Below are 17,339 nucleotides of genomic sequence, written 5' to 3'. Positions count from 1 at the left end.
GACGAACAAAATCGTCTGCTTCGAGGTTCAGCAATGAAGCGCAGTTTCATTTTGGCTGTGATTGCCGGCGTTGGCCTGCTCGGCGGTGCCGCATTTTTGATTGTCGGTCCGTCCCCAGTCTCGCCGGACGCCATCCAGTCGTCGGTTATCCGCACCCCTGCGCTGATCAACAGCGCCTGGAAGCTGCCAGTGGCCGCCACTTTCAACGCCAGCCTTGACTGGCAAACGAACAGCTCGCGGTGCGGTCCGGCAAGTGTTGCAAACACATTCCGCTCGATCGGCGAAGAGGAGACAACCGAAGCCGAAGTGCTCGTGGGAACCGGAAAGTGCTGGACCGGCTTTTGCATCGTCGGTCTGACGCTGGACGAGCTTGCCGACGTCGCTCAGGCGAAAACCGGGCGCAAAGTCTCCGTGCTTCGGAATCTGAGCGCCGACGAGTTCCGCGAGCACATGAAGCACGCCAACGACCCCGGCCGCCGCTACATCATCAACTTTACCCGAGAGACGATATTCGGCGCCGGCAGTGGTCATTTTTCACCGATCGGCGGCTATCTGGAGGCCGAGGACTTGGTTTTCGTTCTCGACGTCAACGAGCGCTACAAGCCTTGGCTGATCGAGCGTGAACGCCTGTTCTCGGCCATGGACACAATCGACAGCGATGGCGACAAAAAGCGCGGGTTGCTGCTGATCGAGTAGCAGGGGCCCTAAGCGGTTTCGCAGCCACGATGCACTCGCTACCTCAACCCGGCGCCGGCCAGCCGCGCAAAATGTGTTTCTGGATCTTGCCGGAGGCGGTGCGCGGCAACGCGTCGGCGAGCAGGAATTCCTTCGGCACCTTGTAGCGGGCGATACGGTCCGCGCAGTGGGCGGCCAGCGCCGAAAGGTCGGGCGCGCGACCGGGCTTTGCGACAACGAAAGCCCGTCCGACCTCACCCCAGCGCTCATCGGCGATGCCGATGACGGCCGCTTCGGCAATGTCGGGATGTTCGAGCAACGCCATTTCGACCTCAGCCGGATAGACGTTTTCGCCGCCGGAGATGAACATGTCTTTGCGGCGGTCGACCAGGGTGACAAAGCCGTCTTCGTCCCGGCGCGCAATGTCGCCGGTGCGGAACCATCCATCGGATGTGAAGGCCTGCGCCGTCTCGGCCGGCCGGTTCCAGTAGCCGGGCGTGATGTTGGGGCCGCTGAGCCAGATCTCACCGGCCTCGCCCGGGGCGACGTCGTTGCCGTCATCATCGACGATGCGCAGGCAAACCGAAGGTCCCGGCAGACCGGCGGAACCTGCCTTGCGGGCGATCTGGCCGGCCTCGAGCGGCATGCCGAGCACGGTGCCTGCTTCGGTCATGCCGAAGCCGTCGACCATGCGCACGCCCTGCTCCAGCCACCAGAGGATGTCGGCGGCGGGATTGGGGGCGCCGCCGGTGAAGACGGCGGTGAGTGTGGTCCAGTTTGCCGGCGCGAACGCGCTATCTTCGCGCAGCATTTTGGCCATTTGCGGGACGCAGAAATAGTGGGTGACGCCGAGTTCGAGATCGGCCAGCCGGCGGTTGGTGAGACCGGCCTCGAAGCCGGGCGAGATCAGCACGGTGCCGCCCTGCAGCAAGGGTGGACGCAGGCTGGTGATGAGGCCGATGACATGGAACATCGGCGCATCGCACAGGAAGACGCTTGCATTGCCGACGCGACCCAGTACGCCGAAATTGACCGCGGTGGCGAAGGCGTTGGCCTCGGTGATGATGACGCCCTTGGGGCGACCCGACGTACCGGAGGTGTAGAGGATGATCGACGGCTGATCGGCCGGCGGCAAGGGCCGGCGCGTTGCCGGCGCCTGCGCTGCCATCGCCGCCACGAAGGCAGCGATCTCGACCGTCATGCAGCTCTTGGGCGGCGCTGTATCAAACGCGGCATCGTGCAGCAGCAGTGCGGGATCGCAATCGGCGAGGATAGCCTGCTGCTCAGGCGCAGCGAGGCGCCAGTTGACCGGCACGAAGACGGCGCCGAGACGCATGGCGGCCTGTTGCAGGATCAGGAGGTCGGCGCTGTTGCGGGCGACGCTGGCGATGTGCTGCCCCGGCTCGATGCCGTAGCCGCTTTCGAGCACGGCGACAGCGCGCTGGATGGCTTCGTCGAGCCTGCTGTAGGTCCAGCGCCGCGCGGAAGCGAGGTCGACGCAAGCGAGACGCTCTGGCTGCGTCGCGGCATGCAGGGCCACGGGATCGGGCGTCGTCCAGGCCGGCATCTCGCATCTCCTCCCAGATCGGATGTTGGCTGATCACCTTGCCTTGTCGTAGGCGCCGAGGCCGGGCTTGTAGCTCTTCTCATCAATGAACTGGCGGATGCCTTCCTTGCGGCCGTAATTGTCGTAGGAGTTGGCCGCCTCTTGCGCCCGCACCAGATAGTCCTCGGCGTTGTCGTAGGTCATCTCGGCGACGCGGCGGATGGCGTCCTTGGTCGCCTTCAGCGCGACCGGGTTTTTCTTCAGCAAAATGTTCGCCACCTCGGCGACACGCGCCTTCAGCTTCTCCAATGGCAGGCTTTCATTGACCAGCTTCCAGGCCGCCGCCTTCCTGCCGTCGATCAGTTCGCCGGTCAGCGCGTGGTACATGGCGTCGCGCATCGACAGCAGGTCGACCACCACCTTGGTGGCGCCGCCGCCGGGCAGGATGCCCCAGTTGATCTCGGAGAGCGCAAACTGCGCCTCGTCGGCCGCGAAAGCCAGATCGCAGGCAAACAGCGGGCCATAGCCGCCGCCAAAGCACCAGCCATTGACCATGGCGATGGTCGGCTTGCGGTACCAGCGCAACCGCCGCCACCAGCCATAGGCTTCGCCTTGAGCTTTGCGGACGGCGCCTAACCCCTTGGCCTCGGTCTCGCGAAAATACTCCTTGAGGTCCATGCCCGCCGACCAGGCGCTGCCCTCGCCCGACAGTACCAGCACCCCGACATCGTCGCGGTATTCCAGCCCATCCAGCACTTCCATCATGCGCCGGTTGAGCGCCGGGTTCATGCAGTTGCGTTTTTCGGGTCGGTTGAAGCGCACCCAGGCGATGCCGTTCTCGACGTCGAAGGCCACGGTCTCTTCGGTCATGGCAATTCTCCTCCTGCTTGCGTGCATGGCAAGCGAAGAGCCGCGCTCCAAACCTGCCTTGCATTGATTGCTATGCTACATAGCTTTCATAATTGCTATGTCGCATAGTATTTTCTGCTTGACAAGGGCCTTGATCGCGGTGATCGCTTGCAGCATGGACGAGGCCACAATCCGCAGCAAACCCCGCAAGGCCAGGATAGCGCCGGAAGACACGCTCGACGCGCAGATCGGCTACAATCTGCGGCGTGCTTCGGCCCTGGCGCTCAATGATTTCACGGTCGAACTTGCCGACGCGGCGCTGCGGCCGGTCACTTACGGCATGCTGGCGCTGATCGACGAAAGGCCCGGCATTCGTGCCGCCGAACTCTGCCGCCTGCTCGGCATGAAGAGCGCAAACATGGCGCCGCTGCTTGCCGAACTCGAGGAACGCGGCCTGGTCGAACGCGACGACCATGCGCGGGACAAGCGCGTGCAGGTGCTCGCCTTGACCAAGGCAGCCAAAGCGGCCATGCCGGCATGGCGCCGGCAGGTGCGCCGGCACGAGGACCGGTTCCTGCAGCAGCTGACGAAAAAGGAACGGGCAACGCTGCTGCGCCTGCTGCGCCTGATCTGGACCGAGGAAGAGTAAGTTCTTCGGCAAGCGTTCGTCACTAGCCATTTGCCATGCCGCCACCGATCTCGCTGAAGACCTTTTTCGAACAACGCGATAGCGGCGCGTCCTGCCAGTCTGATTCAGGCCGGGTCGCATCCGCCTGTCAGCAGTCTTCACCGTGCCCGTTCCCTCTCCGCCCTGCCCTTTGCTAGGCTCGCGCCATCCGCAACAGGAGCGCGAAATCATGATCGTCCAGGCCTGCATCAATGGCGCCCGCGCCGCCGATTTCCACCCTGCCCTCCCACTCGACGCCGAAGCCATGGCGCGCGACGGTGCGGCTTCGATTGCCGCCGGCGCGGCCGAGCTGCATGTCCATGCGCGCGGAGCCGACAAGCGAGAGAGCCTTTCGCCGGCAGCGATAGATCCGACGATCGCGGCGCTGCGCCGCGCCTGCCCCGGTACGCTGATCGGCGTCTCCACCGGCGCCTGGATCGAGAACGACGATGTCAGCACGCTGGTCGCCATCGCCGGCTGGCGCGAATTGCCGGACTATGCCTCGGTCAATCTCAGTGAGACGGCAGCACCCCTCGTCATGGAAAGCCTGCGGCAGCGCGGCATCGGCATCGAGGCGGGCCTGGCTTCGATTGCCGACGCCGAGCGGCTGGTCGGCTTCGACCATGGCGGACGCGTCCTGCGCGTGCTGGTCGAGATTTCCGAGCAGACGTTGGACGAGGCGTTTGCCGTTGCCTATGGCATCGAAAAGGTGCTCGAACGCGCCGGCATCTGCCGCGCCATCCTGTTGCACGGCGAGAACGCGACCGTGTGGCCGTTCGTCGAGAAGGCGGCGGCGCGGAAATTGTCGACCCGCGTCGGGCTGGAGGACGGCAAGGAATTGCCGGACGGCAGCGTGGCGTCAGGCAATGCTGCACTCGTGGCGGCCGCGGTGGCGATCTTCCGAGCCGGCCGATCGGCGTAGCGGTTGAGGAGTGTGCGCCGGCGATCTACCCTCGTGAGGTGATCGCCACGTTCGCGAAGCGGCGCAACAGCGACTGATAACTCCCCTCTTGCTGTTACTAGAAATTTCTCATAGGTTGTTTTCATATCTGGAAGAAATTCCCCCTCATTTTTCTCCTTTATGAAAGCCTAGCCTTTGCGTGAACATCTCGATCAAACCGATCGACGGCTGGTCAAGCTGTTGTCGCAGGATGCCCAACCCGGCATCAACAAGCTCGCCGAGACGATGGCGATCTCGGTGCCGACGGTGCGCTCGAGGCTGCGCAATCTGGTTGACCGCAACCTGCTGAAAATCGTCGGGCTGCTCAATCTGACCGAGCGCCCGGAGTTGATCTCGGCCATTGTCGGCATCAACGCGCAAGGCCGAGGCCGCGCCCGCGAACTGGCGCAGCGAATCTCGGAACTGCCTTTCGTCAACTCGGCCTCGGTGGTCACCGGGCGCTTCGACATCATTGTCGACGTCACTGTCGCCGGCGATGTCGCCGACCTCTACCGCATCACCAGCGAGTTGATCCCCGGCGCCGGCATTCCCGGCGAAGTGGTGCGCAGCGAGACCTTCGTCGTCATGGCCTCGTGCAACAAATGGGTCAGCCTTCCAGAAGGCTGCTGGTCGGAAGAAGCGCCGGCACGCAAGGAGCCGGCATGAAGATGGCTGTTCTCGGCGGCCTTGGCCTGCAAGGCCGCGCGGCCATCGCCGATCTCGTCGCCAGCGCCGGCGTCGAGGAAATCGTCTGCGTCGATACAGCAGCTGATGGCCCTGCCCGGCTTGCCGGCCTGACCGACCTTTCTCGCGTGCGTTTCGTGGTGCCCGAAGGCGCGATCGGTCCGGCACTCGCCACTGTGTTGGCCGATGTCGACGCCGTCATCGATCTCCTGCCGCAGCCACTGATGCGCGAGGCGGTGCAGGCGGCGATCGCGACGCGCACGCCGCTGGTCACCACCAATTACGGCAAGGCGATTGCCGATCTGGCGCCGGAGGCAGAAAAGGCCGGCGTTTCGATCATGTCCGAATGCGGGCTCGACCCCGGCATCGACCTCGTGCTTTACGCCCGCGCCGCAAAGCAATTCTCTACGATCTCCTCGATCGATTCCTATTGCGGCGGCATCCCAGAACCGAAGGCGATGGCGAAGCCCCTCTGCTACAAGGTGAGCTGGAATTTCGACATGGTTCTGGTCAGCCAGAACCGCGACAGCGTGATGATCGAGGACGGCAAGCGCGTCGAAGTCTCGGCCGGCCGACAGCACGACAACCGCTTCATCCACGAGATCGAGGTTGCGGGGCTCGGCCGGCTGGAAGCCTTTCCCAATGGCGACGCACTGCACTATGTCGAGATGCTCGACGGCGCGAAGGGGCTGCAACGCTCGGGCCGCTATACGCTGCGCTGGCCAGGCTGGTCGGCGTTCTGGGCGCCGCTGAAGGAACTCGGCTTCCTTTCCGAAGACAAGGTGCCCGGCACAAGTGCCAGCCCGCGCGAATTTCTAGGCAGGCTGCTCGGCCCGCAACTGCAGTACGGCGCCGACGAGAAGGACCTGTGCGTGATGCGCAATGTCTTTTCCGGTCTCGAAGGCGGTCGCCGCAAGACGGTGACGTCGGACCTGATCATTGAGCGCGACCTCGGCTCCGGCCTGTTCGGCATGAGCCTCGGCGTCGGCTATCCCGCCAGCATCGTGGCGCAGATGCTGGCGCGACGCGAGATCACCACACCAGGGCTTTTGAACCCGCTGCAGCATGTGCCCGACGGACCGTTCTTCGACGAACTGGCCAGGCGCGGCATCACGGTTGCCGAGACGGTGGCCTGGGACTGAGGATTTTCGAACGGTGGCGCCGCCGGCAAACGGCGCTGCCGCTCAAAAACAGCCCACGGGGATCCGCGGGCAAAAATTGACAACCAAAACAGGGAGGAATGCCACATGAAGATTGCCAGACTTTTCATTGCCGGACTTGCGCTTGCGGGTCTTACCACCGCTGCCAGTGCCGGAACGCTCGACGACATCACCAAGCGCGGCGAACTGCGCGTCGCGGTGCAGACGCAAGGACCGCCCTTCTCGCTGGTCGGCGCCAATGGCGAACGCACCGGCAGTTCGGTCGAACTCGCCGAGCTGATGGCCAAGGAAATGGGCGTGAAGGTCACCTTCCTCGACTATGACTGGGACGGGCTGATCCCGGCGCTGCTGTCCGGCAAGGCCGACCTGCTGGTCGCCGACATGACGCCGACGCTGGCGCGCGGCATGAAGGTCGCCTTCACCACGCCCTACATGTATACGGGCAGCACCGTCTTCACCAAGGCCGACAGCAAGTTCAAGACCACCGAGGACTGCAAGGCCAAGGGCACCAAGATCGCCGTGCTGTTGGGCGCCACCGGCGAAAAGGAAGCCAAGAACGCCTTCCCGGATGCCGACATCAAGAGCTACAAGGGTGGCGGTCCGTTGCTGCTCGACGCGGTCAACAACGGCCAGGCCGATTGCGGCGTCAACGACGTCTCGGCGGTCACGGGTCAGTCGACCGCTTATCCCGCCGGCACCTTCACCATCATGCCGGACCTGTTATCGAAAGAGCCGCTTGCCTTCGCCACCCGCTATGATGAGCCGGACCTGCTGGTCTGGATGAACCTGTTCCTCAATCAGGTCACCATCGACGGCCGCCTGCAGAAGAACCTCGACTACTGGGTCAATTCCGACGCCTGGAAGAAGGATCACTGAGGAGCTAGCGAGTAGCGAATAGGGAGTAGCGAATAGGGAATGGCCGTTCCGGCCATGCTTTGTGCTGCTCCCTACTTCGCAACTCGCTACTCGCTACTCGCTATTCCCTTCCCCTCTTCACCACCGTGCGCCCATGCTCGAAAATTTCAGCTTCCGCACCATCGTCGAATATCTGCCTTTGTTTGGGCAGGGTTTGATCACGACCGTCTGGCTGTCGGCGCTGTCCTTTGCCGGCGCGCTGGCGGTCGGCGTCGTGCTCGCCGCCATGAACCTGCAGCGCAGCCAGCTGTTTCGCCTGCCGGCCAAGGCCTATATCGACGCGGTGCGCGCCACGCCCTTGCTGGCGCAGCTCTACTTCCTCTATTTCGGCCTGCCGCGTCTCGGCTTCGTGCTGCCCGAGCTTGTCGTCGGCATCATCGCTTTGTCGCTGAACAGCGGTGCCTATGTCGCGGAAATCATTCGCGCCGGCATCCTGTCGATCCCGCGCGGCCAGGTAGAAGCCGGCGTCGCCTCGGGGATGACCTATGTCCAGCGCATGCGCCTCGTCATCCTGCCGCAAGCGTTCAAGGTGACGATCCCGCCGCTGCTCGGCCAGGCGATCGTGCTGGTCAAGGATTCGGCGCTGTTGTCGTTGATCTCGGTTTCCGAACTGACGCGCGCCGGCCAATTGCTGGCGTCCGACCGCTTCATGCCGGCGGAAGGTTTTCTCACCATCGCCGCTTTTTATCTGCTGCTCTACTATTGCCTCAAAGGATTGGCGGGGCTGTCCAGTCGCTGGCTCGGCCTGCAGCCGGCAAGGAGCAGCACATGATCTGGCAGCAGCTGCAAAGCCTCGCCGGTAGCTATCCCCTCGCCTTGCGCGGCCTCGGCATGACGGTGATGCTGTCGCTGATCAGCCTGGTGCTTGGCACGGCGCTCGGCTTCGGCCTCGGCATCTTGCGCACCGGCGGCAACCGGCTGATCTCGAGTGTCATCGGCGCCTGGGTCGACCTGATCCGCGGCACGCCGTTCCTGGTGCAGATCTTCCTGATCTTCTTCATCCTGCCGGAATTCGGTATCGAGCTCGATGCCTTCACCGCCGGCATCATCGCACTGACCAATCTGGCCGCCTGCTTTATCTGCGAAATCGTCGCCGCCGGCATCCGTTCGGTGCCGACCGGCCAGGTCGAGGCAGCGCTGGCGTCAGGCCTGTCGCGCTGGCAGCGCATGCGCGAGGTGGTGCTGCCGCAAGCGATGCGCATCGTGCTGCCGCCGCTGGTCGGGCAGTATGTGCTCTTGATCAAGGATTCTTCGGTCGTCTCGGCCATCGGGCTGACCGACCTCACCCGGGTCGGCTGGCTGGTGGTGCAGCGTGTGCCCAACGGCCTGCTGGTCTTCTTCCTCGTCGGCGTCGGCTATTTCATCGTCTGCTATCCGCTGATCATGCTCGCCCGCCGGCTGGAGCGGCGCATGGGCCAAGCGCATGGCGAGGTGCAGCTGTGACATCGAACCCCAAAGGGCGCACGAATATGAGCACGCCAAGCCAGACCAAAACCGGCATGATCGACTTTCGCGGCGTCAACAAATGGTTCGGCGCGCTCAACGTGCTGAAGGACATCACACTCAGCGTCGAGCCGCGCGAGGTCGTCGTCGTCTGCGGCCCCAGCGGCTCGGGCAAGAGCACGCTGATCCGCTGCATCAACGGGCTGGAGGCGATCAAGGACGGCGACCTCATCGTCGACGGCCAGCGCCTCGGGGACCCCGCCACCAACATGACGCTGCTGCGCACCGAGATCGGCTTCGTCTTCCAGTCGTTCAATCTCTACCCGCACAAGACCGCACTGGAAAACGTCACGCTGGCGCCGATCCATGTCCGCAAGATCCCGCGCGGCGAGGCCGAGCAGGCCGGTCGCGACTTGCTGGCCAAGGTCGGCCTCGCCGACAAGGTCGATGCCTATCCCTCACAGCTCTCCGGCGGCCAGCAGCAGCGCGTGGCGATCGCGCGCTGCCTCGGCATGCGGCCGAAGATCATGTTGTTCGACGAGCCGACTTCCGCACTCGACCCCGAGATGATTTCCGAAGTGCTCGACGTCATGGTCGCGGTGGCTGAAGAAGGCATGACCATGATGGTGGTGACGCACGAAATGGGCTTCGCCCGCAAGGTTGCTCAGCGCGTCGTCTTCATGGACGCCGGCGCCATCGTCGAAAGCGGCACGCCAGAGGAGTTTTTCTCTGCCCCGAAGACGGACCGCAGCCGGGCTTTTCTGAGCAAGATTCTCAGGCACTAGGGTAGAGCCAAAAACTCTTCCATGCGCGCGCATATCGGGTCGACCGCCAAGAACGCCTGGAAATGATTGCATCCGACGAGTTCGAAATAGTCGGCGCCGGCAAGGGCTGAAAAATCACGGACCTTCGGACACAACGGATCGGCCTCTCCGCTGATCGCAAGGATCGGTCGATCAAAGCCGACAAACAATGCCGACCGATCGGACCGGTCCAGTGCAACGCATGCCCGCAGGGCCTCAAGATCATTGCTTCTGAGTTGCCTGACGTTCCCGTCTGTCAACGGCCAGCTCTCGGCGCGCAGATACGAGATCCAGGCTTCTATGTCGACGCTCACGGCCGCCCTGAGCAGACTCAGATCCTGACCGAAGGGATGCGCCCCGTTGACGACAAGCGAGCGCACCCGGTTCGGGTAGTGGGCGGCAAACGCCAGGGCAATCGTGCCGCCCATGGAATGCCCACAGATGTCGGCGTTGACTGCGCCGATATCATTCAGAACCGCCGCGACATCTGTCGCGCATCGCCCGGCATCATACGCTTCGGGCACATGCGGCTTGTCGCTTCCGCCGTGACCGCGAGCATCGATCAGTATCAGTTGCCGCCCCGCCAACCGCTCGACGTAGCCCACTTGACGCCAAATCGTGTGATCTGCTGTAAAGCCGTGCAGCAGCACGAGCGGCTTTCCCGTCCCGACCACCTCATAGGCAATGCGGGTTCCGTCTTCCGATACAACGAACATGGTCGTTCCTTCTGCAGGGCGCAAAACTTCACAACAGACATCAGGAGTTGTGAGCGTCGCCCTACACAGGGGGTGTCCCCTGATCGTCCCCGGCGGCGATCAGCTGCCTCGTGCAAACGCGCTGATGCTGTCGAGCAGCGGCTGCTGATCGCCGACCCAGAACCAGTGGTCGTCACCGGCGACCTCGATGAAACGCGCGTCCGGGATTTTGGCTGCGAGGAACCGCCCGGCCTCGACGCGCACGGCACGGTCGCCGGAGCGGTGCAGAACCATCGTCCTGGCCGAAACTTTTGCCAGGAGATGGCGGACGTCGGTATCATGCAGCGCTTCGAGCAAACCTGCGACCGCGCCGGGACTGGAGGCTGCCCTGAGCAATCCGGCCCACCAGCTCCGCGCCTGGCGGTCCGCGGCCAGGCTCGGGGCGAATGTCTGGATTTCCGCCGGACCACCCCAGCCGGCGAGCAGGCGTTGCTTCCACAGGTCGTATTGGGCGACGGTCAGGGCAAAAGGATAGTCGGGCGCGCGGCTGCCTTTCGCCAGGGAGCCCCAGAGAACAAGGCCGATCAGGCGATCAGGATGGTTCACGGCAAAACGGATACAACCCGGCCCACCCTCCGATGCACCGATGAGCAAGGCCCTGCGGCTGCCGGCCGCGTTCATGACCGCCAGAATATCCTGCGCCGTCGCTTCGACGGTCGGGCGGGCGCCAACGCGGTCGGAAAGTCCCATGCCGCGCCGGTCGAAAAGGATCAGGCGACCGAGACGCGAAACCGCGGTGATCCAGGAGCGGCAGCTTCTGTCTTCCCAAACCCGCTCGACATGCGAAATGAACCCCGGAACAAGCACGATATCCATCGGGCCGCTGCCGACGATCTGGTAGGCAATATGGACGCCGTCCACGTCGACATAGCGCGTTCTGGGCACGTCCGAGCCAGTATCGCGCGTTGGTTCACGCAGCAGGGCAAGCGTGGCGGAGTCTGGCGCTATGCCGAGTTCGTCCCGCAGCAACCGAACACAGGTCTCGGCCTGGCGCTCGGCCGCCGCCCTGTCCCCGGCCGCCAGGTGGGCGCGGATCAAGTGACGGTGTGCGCTTTCGCTCGAGGGGTCCAGTGCCGCAAGGCGCGTCGCATGCACGACCGCGCTGCGAGGCTCGCCGCCGGCGATCTTCGCTTCGACAAGCCGCTCCAGCGCCTGCACCAGCCGGCTGCGCAGGGCCTCGCGCCTGAAGAAGACCCATTCCTCGAATTCCAGACAGTCCGGCAGTGAGAAGCCGGCGAGATAGTCGCCCTTGTGGATATCAGCGGCCTCGTCGAGAGGCCCGACATCACAGGCATGCTCGAAAACCCTGGAGTCGACCTCGACAGACAGCGCCGGATGCAGGCTGAGGGATGTTCCGCTGGCGGCGATAATCTCGCTGCCGAACGCGATGCGGATTTTGTACAGCGTGCGCCGAAGGCGCGCCCGTGCGGCGTCCTCGTCGGTTTCGGGCCACAAAAGTGTAGCGGCAACCTCGCGCGCTACGGGGCCATCGGCCTCGGCGAGGTAGATGAGGAGCGCGGCTGCCTTGCGCAAGGCAAGCTCCACCCGCCGCCCGTTCAGACGGAACTCCGGAAAACCCAGAAGTCGGAACTGCAATCGCTCCATCGATCCGTATGCGCCGAGCGGGGACGTTGAGGGGACGCAGGCCTTCTACCTATCCCCACGACGTTGGGCCATTTGGCCCGTCTGAAGACACCCTTGGAGCGATAAATGTCACTGGTCAATACTCTCACCTTTCAGCGTATGCCCGAGGCCGGCGGCCCCATCCGCGCCTCGAACACCGAGCAAGGAGGCTGAGACATGTGCCAATCCTGCCTCTCCTGGTACGCACGCTGCATTGCTCCTTACTTCGTCCACGCGGGCTGTTCGGCCAACGCATTCGCGCACATGCGAAAGCGAATGATCCCGCAGGCAGAGGGCATTGTTGTGGAGGTCGGCTTCGGGTCCGGCCTGAACCTTCCCTACTACGACCCGGCCAAGGTGCAGCGGCTGGTGGGCGTCGATCCCGACGGCACGATGCTCGGGTTGGCCGGACCGAAGAGCCGTTCCATGCCTTTCGATGTCGAATGCCTCCGCGCCAGAGGCGAAACCCTGCCGTTGGCCGATGACTTTGCCGACACCGTCGTCGTCACCTACGCTTTCTGCACCATTCCGGACCCTGAGGCGGCGCTAAGTGAAATTCGGCGCATCTTGAAGTCCACGGGCCGGCTGATCTTCATCGAGCACGGCCAAGCAGAGGGGCCGCGTTGCCGCAGGTGGCAGGAGCGCCTGAACCGGACGTGGGGAGGAATCGCCGGCGGCTGCCAGCTCAATCGCAATCCATTGCGCCTGATCAGCGGGGCGGGCTTTCTGCTCGTTCATGATGAGCGCGGACGATTTCCGCTGTCCCTCTGGCATCTGGGAAGTCACCACGCCGGGGTCGCGGTCCCACCGCCAAATTGACGGACTTTCGCGCAGAAGATCAGCGGCTTACAAGTGCGGCCGCATTGGGCAACGCTCACCATTTGGCTCGGAAGCCGAGCGAGCCGGTCAGTGCATAACTGTCACCGAAGTCTTTCAGGCCTGTCCGGGCGAGAGCTTCGCCAAAGACCGAGAACTTGTCGTCGGCCCAATTGATCGTACCGCCGACGCCGAGACCGCCCCAGACCTGCTCGTCCCGGCTTGAGAGGTTGGTGCCGGCCAGGTCGACCGACGAGCCATCCCCAGAATCGTAATAAAGATTGGCGATGCCGTAGAGGTTCGTGTGGCCGGCGCTGCCCGTGCGGTCCTGCCATTGCGTCTGGTGGTCGAGCGAAAGGCCGAGGCGGCCGAGCAGGCTGTCGTTGGTGCCGGGAGTAACTCTCGCGCCGAAGGCATCGGTGAAGGCATCGAAATCGACGGACGACCAGGCAAGCTGCGCTTGCGGTGTCAGCGACCAGCTCGGGTCGAGCATGATGCGCTTGCCCGCTTCGACACCGAGCGCGTAGCCGACGCCATTGTTGCCGTCGACGAGCCGCTGTCCGGCGGTCGCCGAGTCGAGATTGCTGTCGTACCAGACCACCTGCGCCTGGCCGTCGAGGTAGAACCCCTCGGCGCCGTACCAGGTCAACGAGCCGGAAACGCCGTAGCCGGTCGTATCGATCGACCCACTGCCGAACACCGACGAGACGTCGGCGGACACCGTGCCATACTGGAAGGCGACGCCGCCGATGAGCTGACCGGCCGCGCTATCGGAGACAAGCATGTCGGCGCCGGTCTGGAGCCTCCAGGTCGAGGTATCGTAAGTCGTTGCGGTGGTGGAGCTTTCCGGATCGTAGGAGCCGCTGGTGCCTTCGATCCTGCCCCACAGCCCGATACCGGCCTCGGCCTTCACATCGTCGGAGATCCCGTCGGCGCCTTGCGCTTCTACGGTCCACGAGCGGTTGCCGAGCCGCTGCTGCAGCGTGCCCAGCTGGTTGAAGCTCTGCAACACGCCCGCATAGGCCTCGTACACAGGTGCGCCGGCCTGAAAGAGCAGGCTCTTGTCGAGTTCGGAGCGCAGGTACCAGTCTCCATCGCCGGGCGTGCTCACGCCGCCTTGGTAGAGCCTATAGGCATAGGCGCCCGCGACGACCGCCGCATCGCCTTCGAAGATATAATTGCCGTTGAGCGAGAAGCTGCCGTTCGAGACGCCGCCGACGTCGACGATCTTGATGCCTCCGACCGTTTGGCCCCCTGAACCGCCGAAATTGGCAACCTGGAGCGTGCCCGTCCCTGATGTGTTGCCCGAGATCACCAGCATGTCGGTCGCCGAACCGTCACCACCGAGCGCAGTGTTGAGAACGACGGCGCCGCCATTGCCGACATAGTCGCCGCTGATGGTCAGCGTGTTGCCGAGGCCGCCACCGGCGATGCGCACCGTTCCGGCGTTGCTCAGCCCCGCAATCGTCTGGGACGTGCCGGCAAGATCGACCGTGGCGTCCGAGGCGACGGAGAACTGCGAGGAGGGACTGAACGCGTTCGCCGCGCCCGCGGCAAGCGTGCCGGCACTGACGGAGGTGGCACCGGTGAATGTCGAGTTGTCCGAGGCGAGCACCAGAACGCCCTGGCCGTCCTTGACGAAAGTGCCGGCGCCCGAGAGCACGCCGACATAGCTGGCATTGGCAGCCTGGTCGAAGGTGAAGGAAGCTCCCGCGCCGATCGAGACGTCGCCGCCGAAGCGCTCGGCCGCCGAGACGAGACCACCCTGATCGATCGTCCAGTCGAGCGAGGACGTGCCGGTAAGGGTGAGTTCACCCGCACCCTGTTTGATCATTGCGCCATCGGCGCCGTTGTAGCCCTCAATGGCGCCGGCGAAGCTGGCATCGCTTGCTTGATCGAAGATGACCGTTGCGGCATTGCTGAGTTTGCCACGGATCGAAGCCGCATTGCCGACCAGCGTGCCGGCGGTGATCGTCGTGCCGCCCGAATAAGTATTGGCGCCTGTAAGGGTGAATGTGCCAGTGCCGGCCTTGGCGAGAGAACCGCCGCCAGAGATCACGCCGGAAAAAGTCGTACTGCTGTTGTCGCCGCCAAGCGTCAGAGTCTTGTCGCCGAGATTCACATTGCCGACGCCCGACAGCGAGCCGATCGTTTCGTCGTCGCTTTCCTCGCCAGCGAAAGCAGGAGATGGCTGGACGAGCGACAGCGTGGCGCCAGCGGCAATTGTCACCGCTGAGACATCGGAGATCGAGTTGCGCCCCGCACCCACGGCATAAAGCGTACCATCCAGGATCTGCGTTGTTCCAGCATAGGTGCTGTCGCCAGCCAAAACCTGGCCGTAGGCGCCATCCTTGATGAAGCCCCCAGCACCGGTGATGTTGCCGTAGAAGGAAGCGGTCACGTTGGCGAAATTCGCGCTGGTTTTCAAATCGCCGCCGGCGAGATCGACAACCCCGGACACGCCCAGCCCCGACGACAGGGTGGCGACTGTTTCGCCATCCAGAATCCGCAACGTGCCGCCGAGAACGAACACGGACGATTGATCACCGATCGCGCTGCCGCCCACGGTCTCCAGTGTTCCGGCCAGGATGCGCGTCCCGGCCGTGTAGCTGTTGTTGCCTGAAAGCGTCAGCGTGCCGGCGCCATCCTTGTTGAGGAGCCCGTCGCCGGTGATGTTTCCTGACAGTGCAAGATTCGCATCGGTCAGAAACGTGCCGCCGTCATCGCCCAAGACGATATTGCGGGCACTGGCGAACGCAGCTGTATTCTGCAGTGTACCGCCGTTGAAGGTCAATCCGCCCGTAGCGGCGCCCAAATTGTTGTCGCTCGATATCTGCAGAATACCGCCGGACAATGTCCAGGGCGTGATGGCGGTCGTCGTCCCTGTCAGCGTCCAGGTGCTGTTCCCTGTCTTCTCGTAAAACCCGAACCCGTCATATTTGGCGCCAGCGCCGATCTGGGACACATCGAAACTGGCGCTGGTATCGCCACCCAGCTTGAAAGTATCGGCAGCGCTGAAAGCAACCACATTGCCCGTGATGGTCGAGCCGGCCTGAATCTCCAGCGAATTGACTCCGCCGGTGAACTCGATGGCTTTGCCGGCTGTCGGCGTTCCACCACCTGCACCGACGGCGCCGCCGCTGATCGTGCCCGCATTGATGACGGCGATGTTGGCGCCCTTGATTCCCGCGCCGCCATCGCCGGCAATGCCGCTCGAGCCGGCCAGACCGCCAGTCCCGCCAACAATCGTCGCCCCTGACGCATTGATGATGGTTCCGCCCGACAGCAGCAGAACACCGGCTCCGCCGTCGCCACCGCCGGCCGCGATGGTTCTTCCGCCAGTTCCCCCCAGCAGATTTCCGCTGTTCTGGACTGTCCCGCCGCCGGTCAGGACGATGGCAGCTGCGCCCCCGCCACCCCCGGAAACACTGACACCGCGGCCACCTGTGCCGCCCATGACGCTACCGCCGGCCTCAACGGTGACATTGGTTGACGAAAACACTCCGACGCCACCACCTCCACCACCACCAGCGGAGTTGGTACCCGCAACGCCGCCGGTGCCACCTGCCACCGATCCGCTGCCAGTTACGACAGTGTCCGCCGTGGCACTGACGCCGACACCGCCACCGCCGCCACCGCCGCCCCTGACCGTGCCGTTAACGCCATTGGAGCCCGCAGCGCCAGTCCCACCGCTGACGCTGCTCGAGATAGTCCCGCTCGTGGAAATGACCTGGCCCGCAGCACCGGTCGCACCGGGAACGCCGTTAGGGGAGCCGAATGTCGACGCTGTCCCTCCCGAACCTCCTGCGGCACCGTTGCCCGTCGTGAGGTCAACGCCGCCACCGCCGCCACCGGCTGTCGCGCCATTGGCGGCATTCTGACCCGTGGCACTTGCGGGCGCGCCGTCCACGCCACCTTGTCCGGCACCCGCGCTGCTGCCATTGCCGCCATCGGCCCAAGCGGGCGCGGCGCTCAGCGCAAGGGCGACAGTTAGCGTAAGGGCAGAAGCGCTGGAGCGGAGCGATGCGGCCGGCTTGCGGTCCGAACGAATATGCGTGGCAAACATCGATATGGCCCCTTTAATACCGAGGCCCCTGCCCCCGACTCAGCTTTCTGAGTTTTCTACGACGCGAAACCGTGCCCCGCAATACACCTATAGTCTGGAGGACTACCAAAACGCTAACGTTAGCAAGGAAAAGCAAGTCTGTGACGTTTGCACGACAGTAACTTCACTAGATTAGCTTCCACTTATTAAAGAAGGAGCCTTGCCGAATTCCGAAAATATGCCGCCATAGTCGGAACTGACCCGGAATTGTACCATCGCGCCACGCCATCCCGTCGCTCGTGTCCGCCTCAGAAGCACTTGGCGCAACCGCGGCCTCCAGCGTTGTCGCCGGCAATGTCTGCTCTCAGAAGGGGGCAAAGCTGATTTCAACGTCCGGCATCAGGCGCAAAGCAGTTAT

General features: G+C 64.0%; 15 protein-coding genes. 10 read left to right on the top strand and 5 right to left on the bottom strand.

The features are described from left to right. Positions 1 to 33: 33 nt before the first annotated feature. Positions 34 to 696, top strand: a complete 663-nt coding sequence (locus tag AC1D1N_RS21365) for a phytochelatin synthase family protein (protein WP_477350916.1) — start codon at positions 34 to 36, stop codon at positions 694 to 696. Between the two features lie 43 nt (positions 697 to 739). Here the strand turns inward: AC1D1N_RS21365 and AC1D1N_RS21360 are convergent, their stop codons facing one another. Continuing rightward, the gene (locus AC1D1N_RS21360; RefSeq protein WP_477350840.1) at positions 740 to 2,242 is read right to left on the bottom strand and encodes an AMP-binding protein; all 1,503 of its coding nucleotides are present in this window, start codon (positions 2,240 to 2,242) and stop codon (positions 740 to 742) included. Positions 2,243 to 2,275: 33 nt separating this feature from the next. After that, the gene (locus AC1D1N_RS21355) at positions 2,276 to 3,091 is read right to left on the bottom strand and encodes a p-hydroxycinnamoyl CoA hydratase/lyase (RefSeq protein ID WP_477350838.1); all 816 of its coding nucleotides are present in this window, start codon (positions 3,089 to 3,091) and stop codon (positions 2,276 to 2,278) included. A 154-nt stretch (positions 3,092 to 3,245) separates the two neighbouring features. Between AC1D1N_RS21355 and AC1D1N_RS21350 the strand changes: the two genes are divergently transcribed. The 8 genes from AC1D1N_RS21350 to AC1D1N_RS21315 all read left to right on the top strand — a co-directional run bounded on the left by AC1D1N_RS21350 (position 3,246) and on the right by AC1D1N_RS21315 (position 9,664). Continuing rightward, positions 3,246 to 3,719 (top strand): MarR family winged helix-turn-helix transcriptional regulator, encoded by a 474-nt coding sequence (locus AC1D1N_RS21350; RefSeq protein ID WP_477350836.1) that lies wholly within the window; start codon positions 3,246 to 3,248, stop codon positions 3,717 to 3,719. A gap of 208 nt (positions 3,720 to 3,927) precedes the next feature. Further along, positions 3,928 to 4,659 (top strand): 3-keto-5-aminohexanoate cleavage protein, encoded by a 732-nt coding sequence (locus AC1D1N_RS21345; protein ID WP_477350834.1) that lies wholly within the window; start codon positions 3,928 to 3,930, stop codon positions 4,657 to 4,659. A gap of 174 nt (positions 4,660 to 4,833) precedes the next feature. Then, the gene (locus AC1D1N_RS21340; RefSeq protein WP_477350832.1) at positions 4,834 to 5,343 is read left to right on the top strand and encodes an Lrp/AsnC family transcriptional regulator; all 510 of its coding nucleotides are present in this window, start codon (positions 4,834 to 4,836) and stop codon (positions 5,341 to 5,343) included. Further along, positions 5,340 to 6,503 carry a saccharopine dehydrogenase family protein gene (locus AC1D1N_RS21335; protein WP_477350830.1) on the top strand — a complete coding sequence of 388 codons (1,164 nt, stop codon included), beginning with the start codon at positions 5,340 to 5,342 and terminating at the stop codon, positions 6,501 to 6,503. The genes AC1D1N_RS21340 and AC1D1N_RS21335 overlap by 4 nt, the downstream gene beginning before the upstream one ends. 105 nt (positions 6,504 to 6,608) lie before the next feature. Beyond that, on the top strand, positions 6,609 to 7,397 hold the full coding sequence (locus AC1D1N_RS21330; RefSeq protein WP_477350829.1) for an ABC transporter substrate-binding protein: 789 nt from the start codon (positions 6,609 to 6,611) through the stop codon (positions 7,395 to 7,397). 133 nt (positions 7,398 to 7,530) lie between these two features. After that, positions 7,531 to 8,208, top strand: a complete 678-nt coding sequence (locus AC1D1N_RS21325) for an amino acid ABC transporter permease (protein ID WP_436259206.1) — start codon at positions 7,531 to 7,533, stop codon at positions 8,206 to 8,208. Then, positions 8,205 to 8,879, top strand: a complete 675-nt coding sequence (locus tag AC1D1N_RS21320) for an amino acid ABC transporter permease (protein ID WP_436259205.1) — start codon at positions 8,205 to 8,207, stop codon at positions 8,877 to 8,879. Before AC1D1N_RS21325 ends, AC1D1N_RS21320 begins: the two co-directional genes overlap by 4 nt. A 56-nt stretch (positions 8,880 to 8,935) precedes the next feature. Further along, on the top strand, positions 8,936 to 9,664 hold the full coding sequence (locus tag AC1D1N_RS21315; protein WP_477350914.1) for an amino acid ABC transporter ATP-binding protein: 729 nt from the start codon (positions 8,936 to 8,938) through the stop codon (positions 9,662 to 9,664). Here AC1D1N_RS21315 and AC1D1N_RS21310 read toward each other — a convergent pair. Together AC1D1N_RS21310 and AC1D1N_RS21305 are read right to left on the bottom strand one after the other, a co-directional pair. Beyond that, positions 9,661 to 10,398 (bottom strand): alpha/beta fold hydrolase, encoded by a 738-nt coding sequence (locus AC1D1N_RS21310; protein WP_477350826.1) that lies wholly within the window; start codon positions 10,396 to 10,398, stop codon positions 9,661 to 9,663. The two genes, AC1D1N_RS21315 and AC1D1N_RS21310, sit on opposite strands and share 4 nt — an antisense overlap. A gap of 99 nt (positions 10,399 to 10,497) precedes the next feature. Further along, on the bottom strand, positions 10,498 to 12,042 hold the full coding sequence (locus tag AC1D1N_RS21305; RefSeq protein WP_477350824.1) for a bifunctional AfsR/SARP family transcriptional regulator/alpha/beta hydrolase: 1,545 nt from the start codon (positions 12,040 to 12,042) through the stop codon (positions 10,498 to 10,500). A gap of 294 nt (positions 12,043 to 12,336) precedes the next feature. Here AC1D1N_RS21305 and AC1D1N_RS21300 point away from each other — a divergent pair, with 294 nt between their 5' ends. After that, positions 12,337 to 12,879, top strand: a complete 543-nt coding sequence (locus AC1D1N_RS21300) for a class I SAM-dependent methyltransferase (RefSeq protein WP_477350822.1) — start codon at positions 12,337 to 12,339, stop codon at positions 12,877 to 12,879. Between the two features lie 55 nt (positions 12,880 to 12,934). Here the strand turns inward: AC1D1N_RS21300 and AC1D1N_RS21295 are convergent, their stop codons facing one another. Then, positions 12,935 to 16,942, bottom strand: coding sequence for an autotransporter outer membrane beta-barrel domain-containing protein (locus AC1D1N_RS21295; RefSeq protein WP_477350820.1), 4,008 nt, complete (start codon positions 16,940 to 16,942; stop codon positions 12,935 to 12,937). Positions 16,943 to 17,339: the final 397 nt, after the last annotated feature.

The organism is Mesorhizobium sp. P2_B5, assembly GCF_056404775.1.
Note: the sequence above shows the minus strand (reverse complement) of the source record. Positions and strands in the feature narration are given on the sequence as shown.

Bases quoted from the DNA above. Each gene is read 5' to 3' on its own strand.
- AC1D1N_RS21330 (WP_477350829.1), top strand. From the start codon at position 6,609: ATGAAGATTGCCAGACTTTTCATTGCCGGACTTGCGCTTGCGGGTCTT.
- AC1D1N_RS21310 (WP_477350826.1), bottom strand. From the start codon at position 10,398: ATGTTCGTTGTATCGGAAGACGGAACCCGCATTGCCTATGAGGTGGTC.
- AC1D1N_RS21320 (WP_436259205.1), top strand. From the start codon at position 8,205: ATGATCTGGCAGCAGCTGCAAAGCCTCGCCGGTAGCTATCCCCTCGCC.
- AC1D1N_RS21305 (WP_477350824.1), bottom strand. From the start codon at position 12,042: ATGGAGCGATTGCAGTTCCGACTTCTGGGTTTTCCGGAGTTCCGTCTG.
- AC1D1N_RS21350 (WP_477350836.1), top strand. From the start codon at position 3,246: ATGGACGAGGCCACAATCCGCAGCAAACCCCGCAAGGCCAGGATAGCG.
- AC1D1N_RS21355 (WP_477350838.1), bottom strand. From the start codon at position 3,091: ATGACCGAAGAGACCGTGGCCTTCGACGTCGAGAACGGCATCGCCTGG.
- AC1D1N_RS21335 (WP_477350830.1), top strand. From the start codon at position 5,340: ATGAAGATGGCTGTTCTCGGCGGCCTTGGCCTGCAAGGCCGCGCGGCC.
- AC1D1N_RS21365 (WP_477350916.1), top strand. From the start codon at position 34: ATGAAGCGCAGTTTCATTTTGGCTGTGATTGCCGGCGTTGGCCTGCTC.
- AC1D1N_RS21360 (WP_477350840.1), bottom strand. From the start codon at position 2,242: ATGCCGGCCTGGACGACGCCCGATCCCGTGGCCCTGCATGCCGCGACG.
- AC1D1N_RS21300 (WP_477350822.1), top strand. From the start codon at position 12,337: ATGATCCCGCAGGCAGAGGGCATTGTTGTGGAGGTCGGCTTCGGGTCC.
- AC1D1N_RS21295 (WP_477350820.1), bottom strand. From the start codon at position 16,942: ATGTTTGCCACGCATATTCGTTCGGACCGCAAGCCGGCCGCATCGCTC.
- AC1D1N_RS21315 (WP_477350914.1), top strand. From the start codon at position 8,936: ATGATCGACTTTCGCGGCGTCAACAAATGGTTCGGCGCGCTCAACGTG.
- AC1D1N_RS21325 (WP_436259206.1), top strand. From the start codon at position 7,531: ATGCTCGAAAATTTCAGCTTCCGCACCATCGTCGAATATCTGCCTTTG.
- AC1D1N_RS21345 (WP_477350834.1), top strand. From the start codon at position 3,928: ATGATCGTCCAGGCCTGCATCAATGGCGCCCGCGCCGCCGATTTCCAC.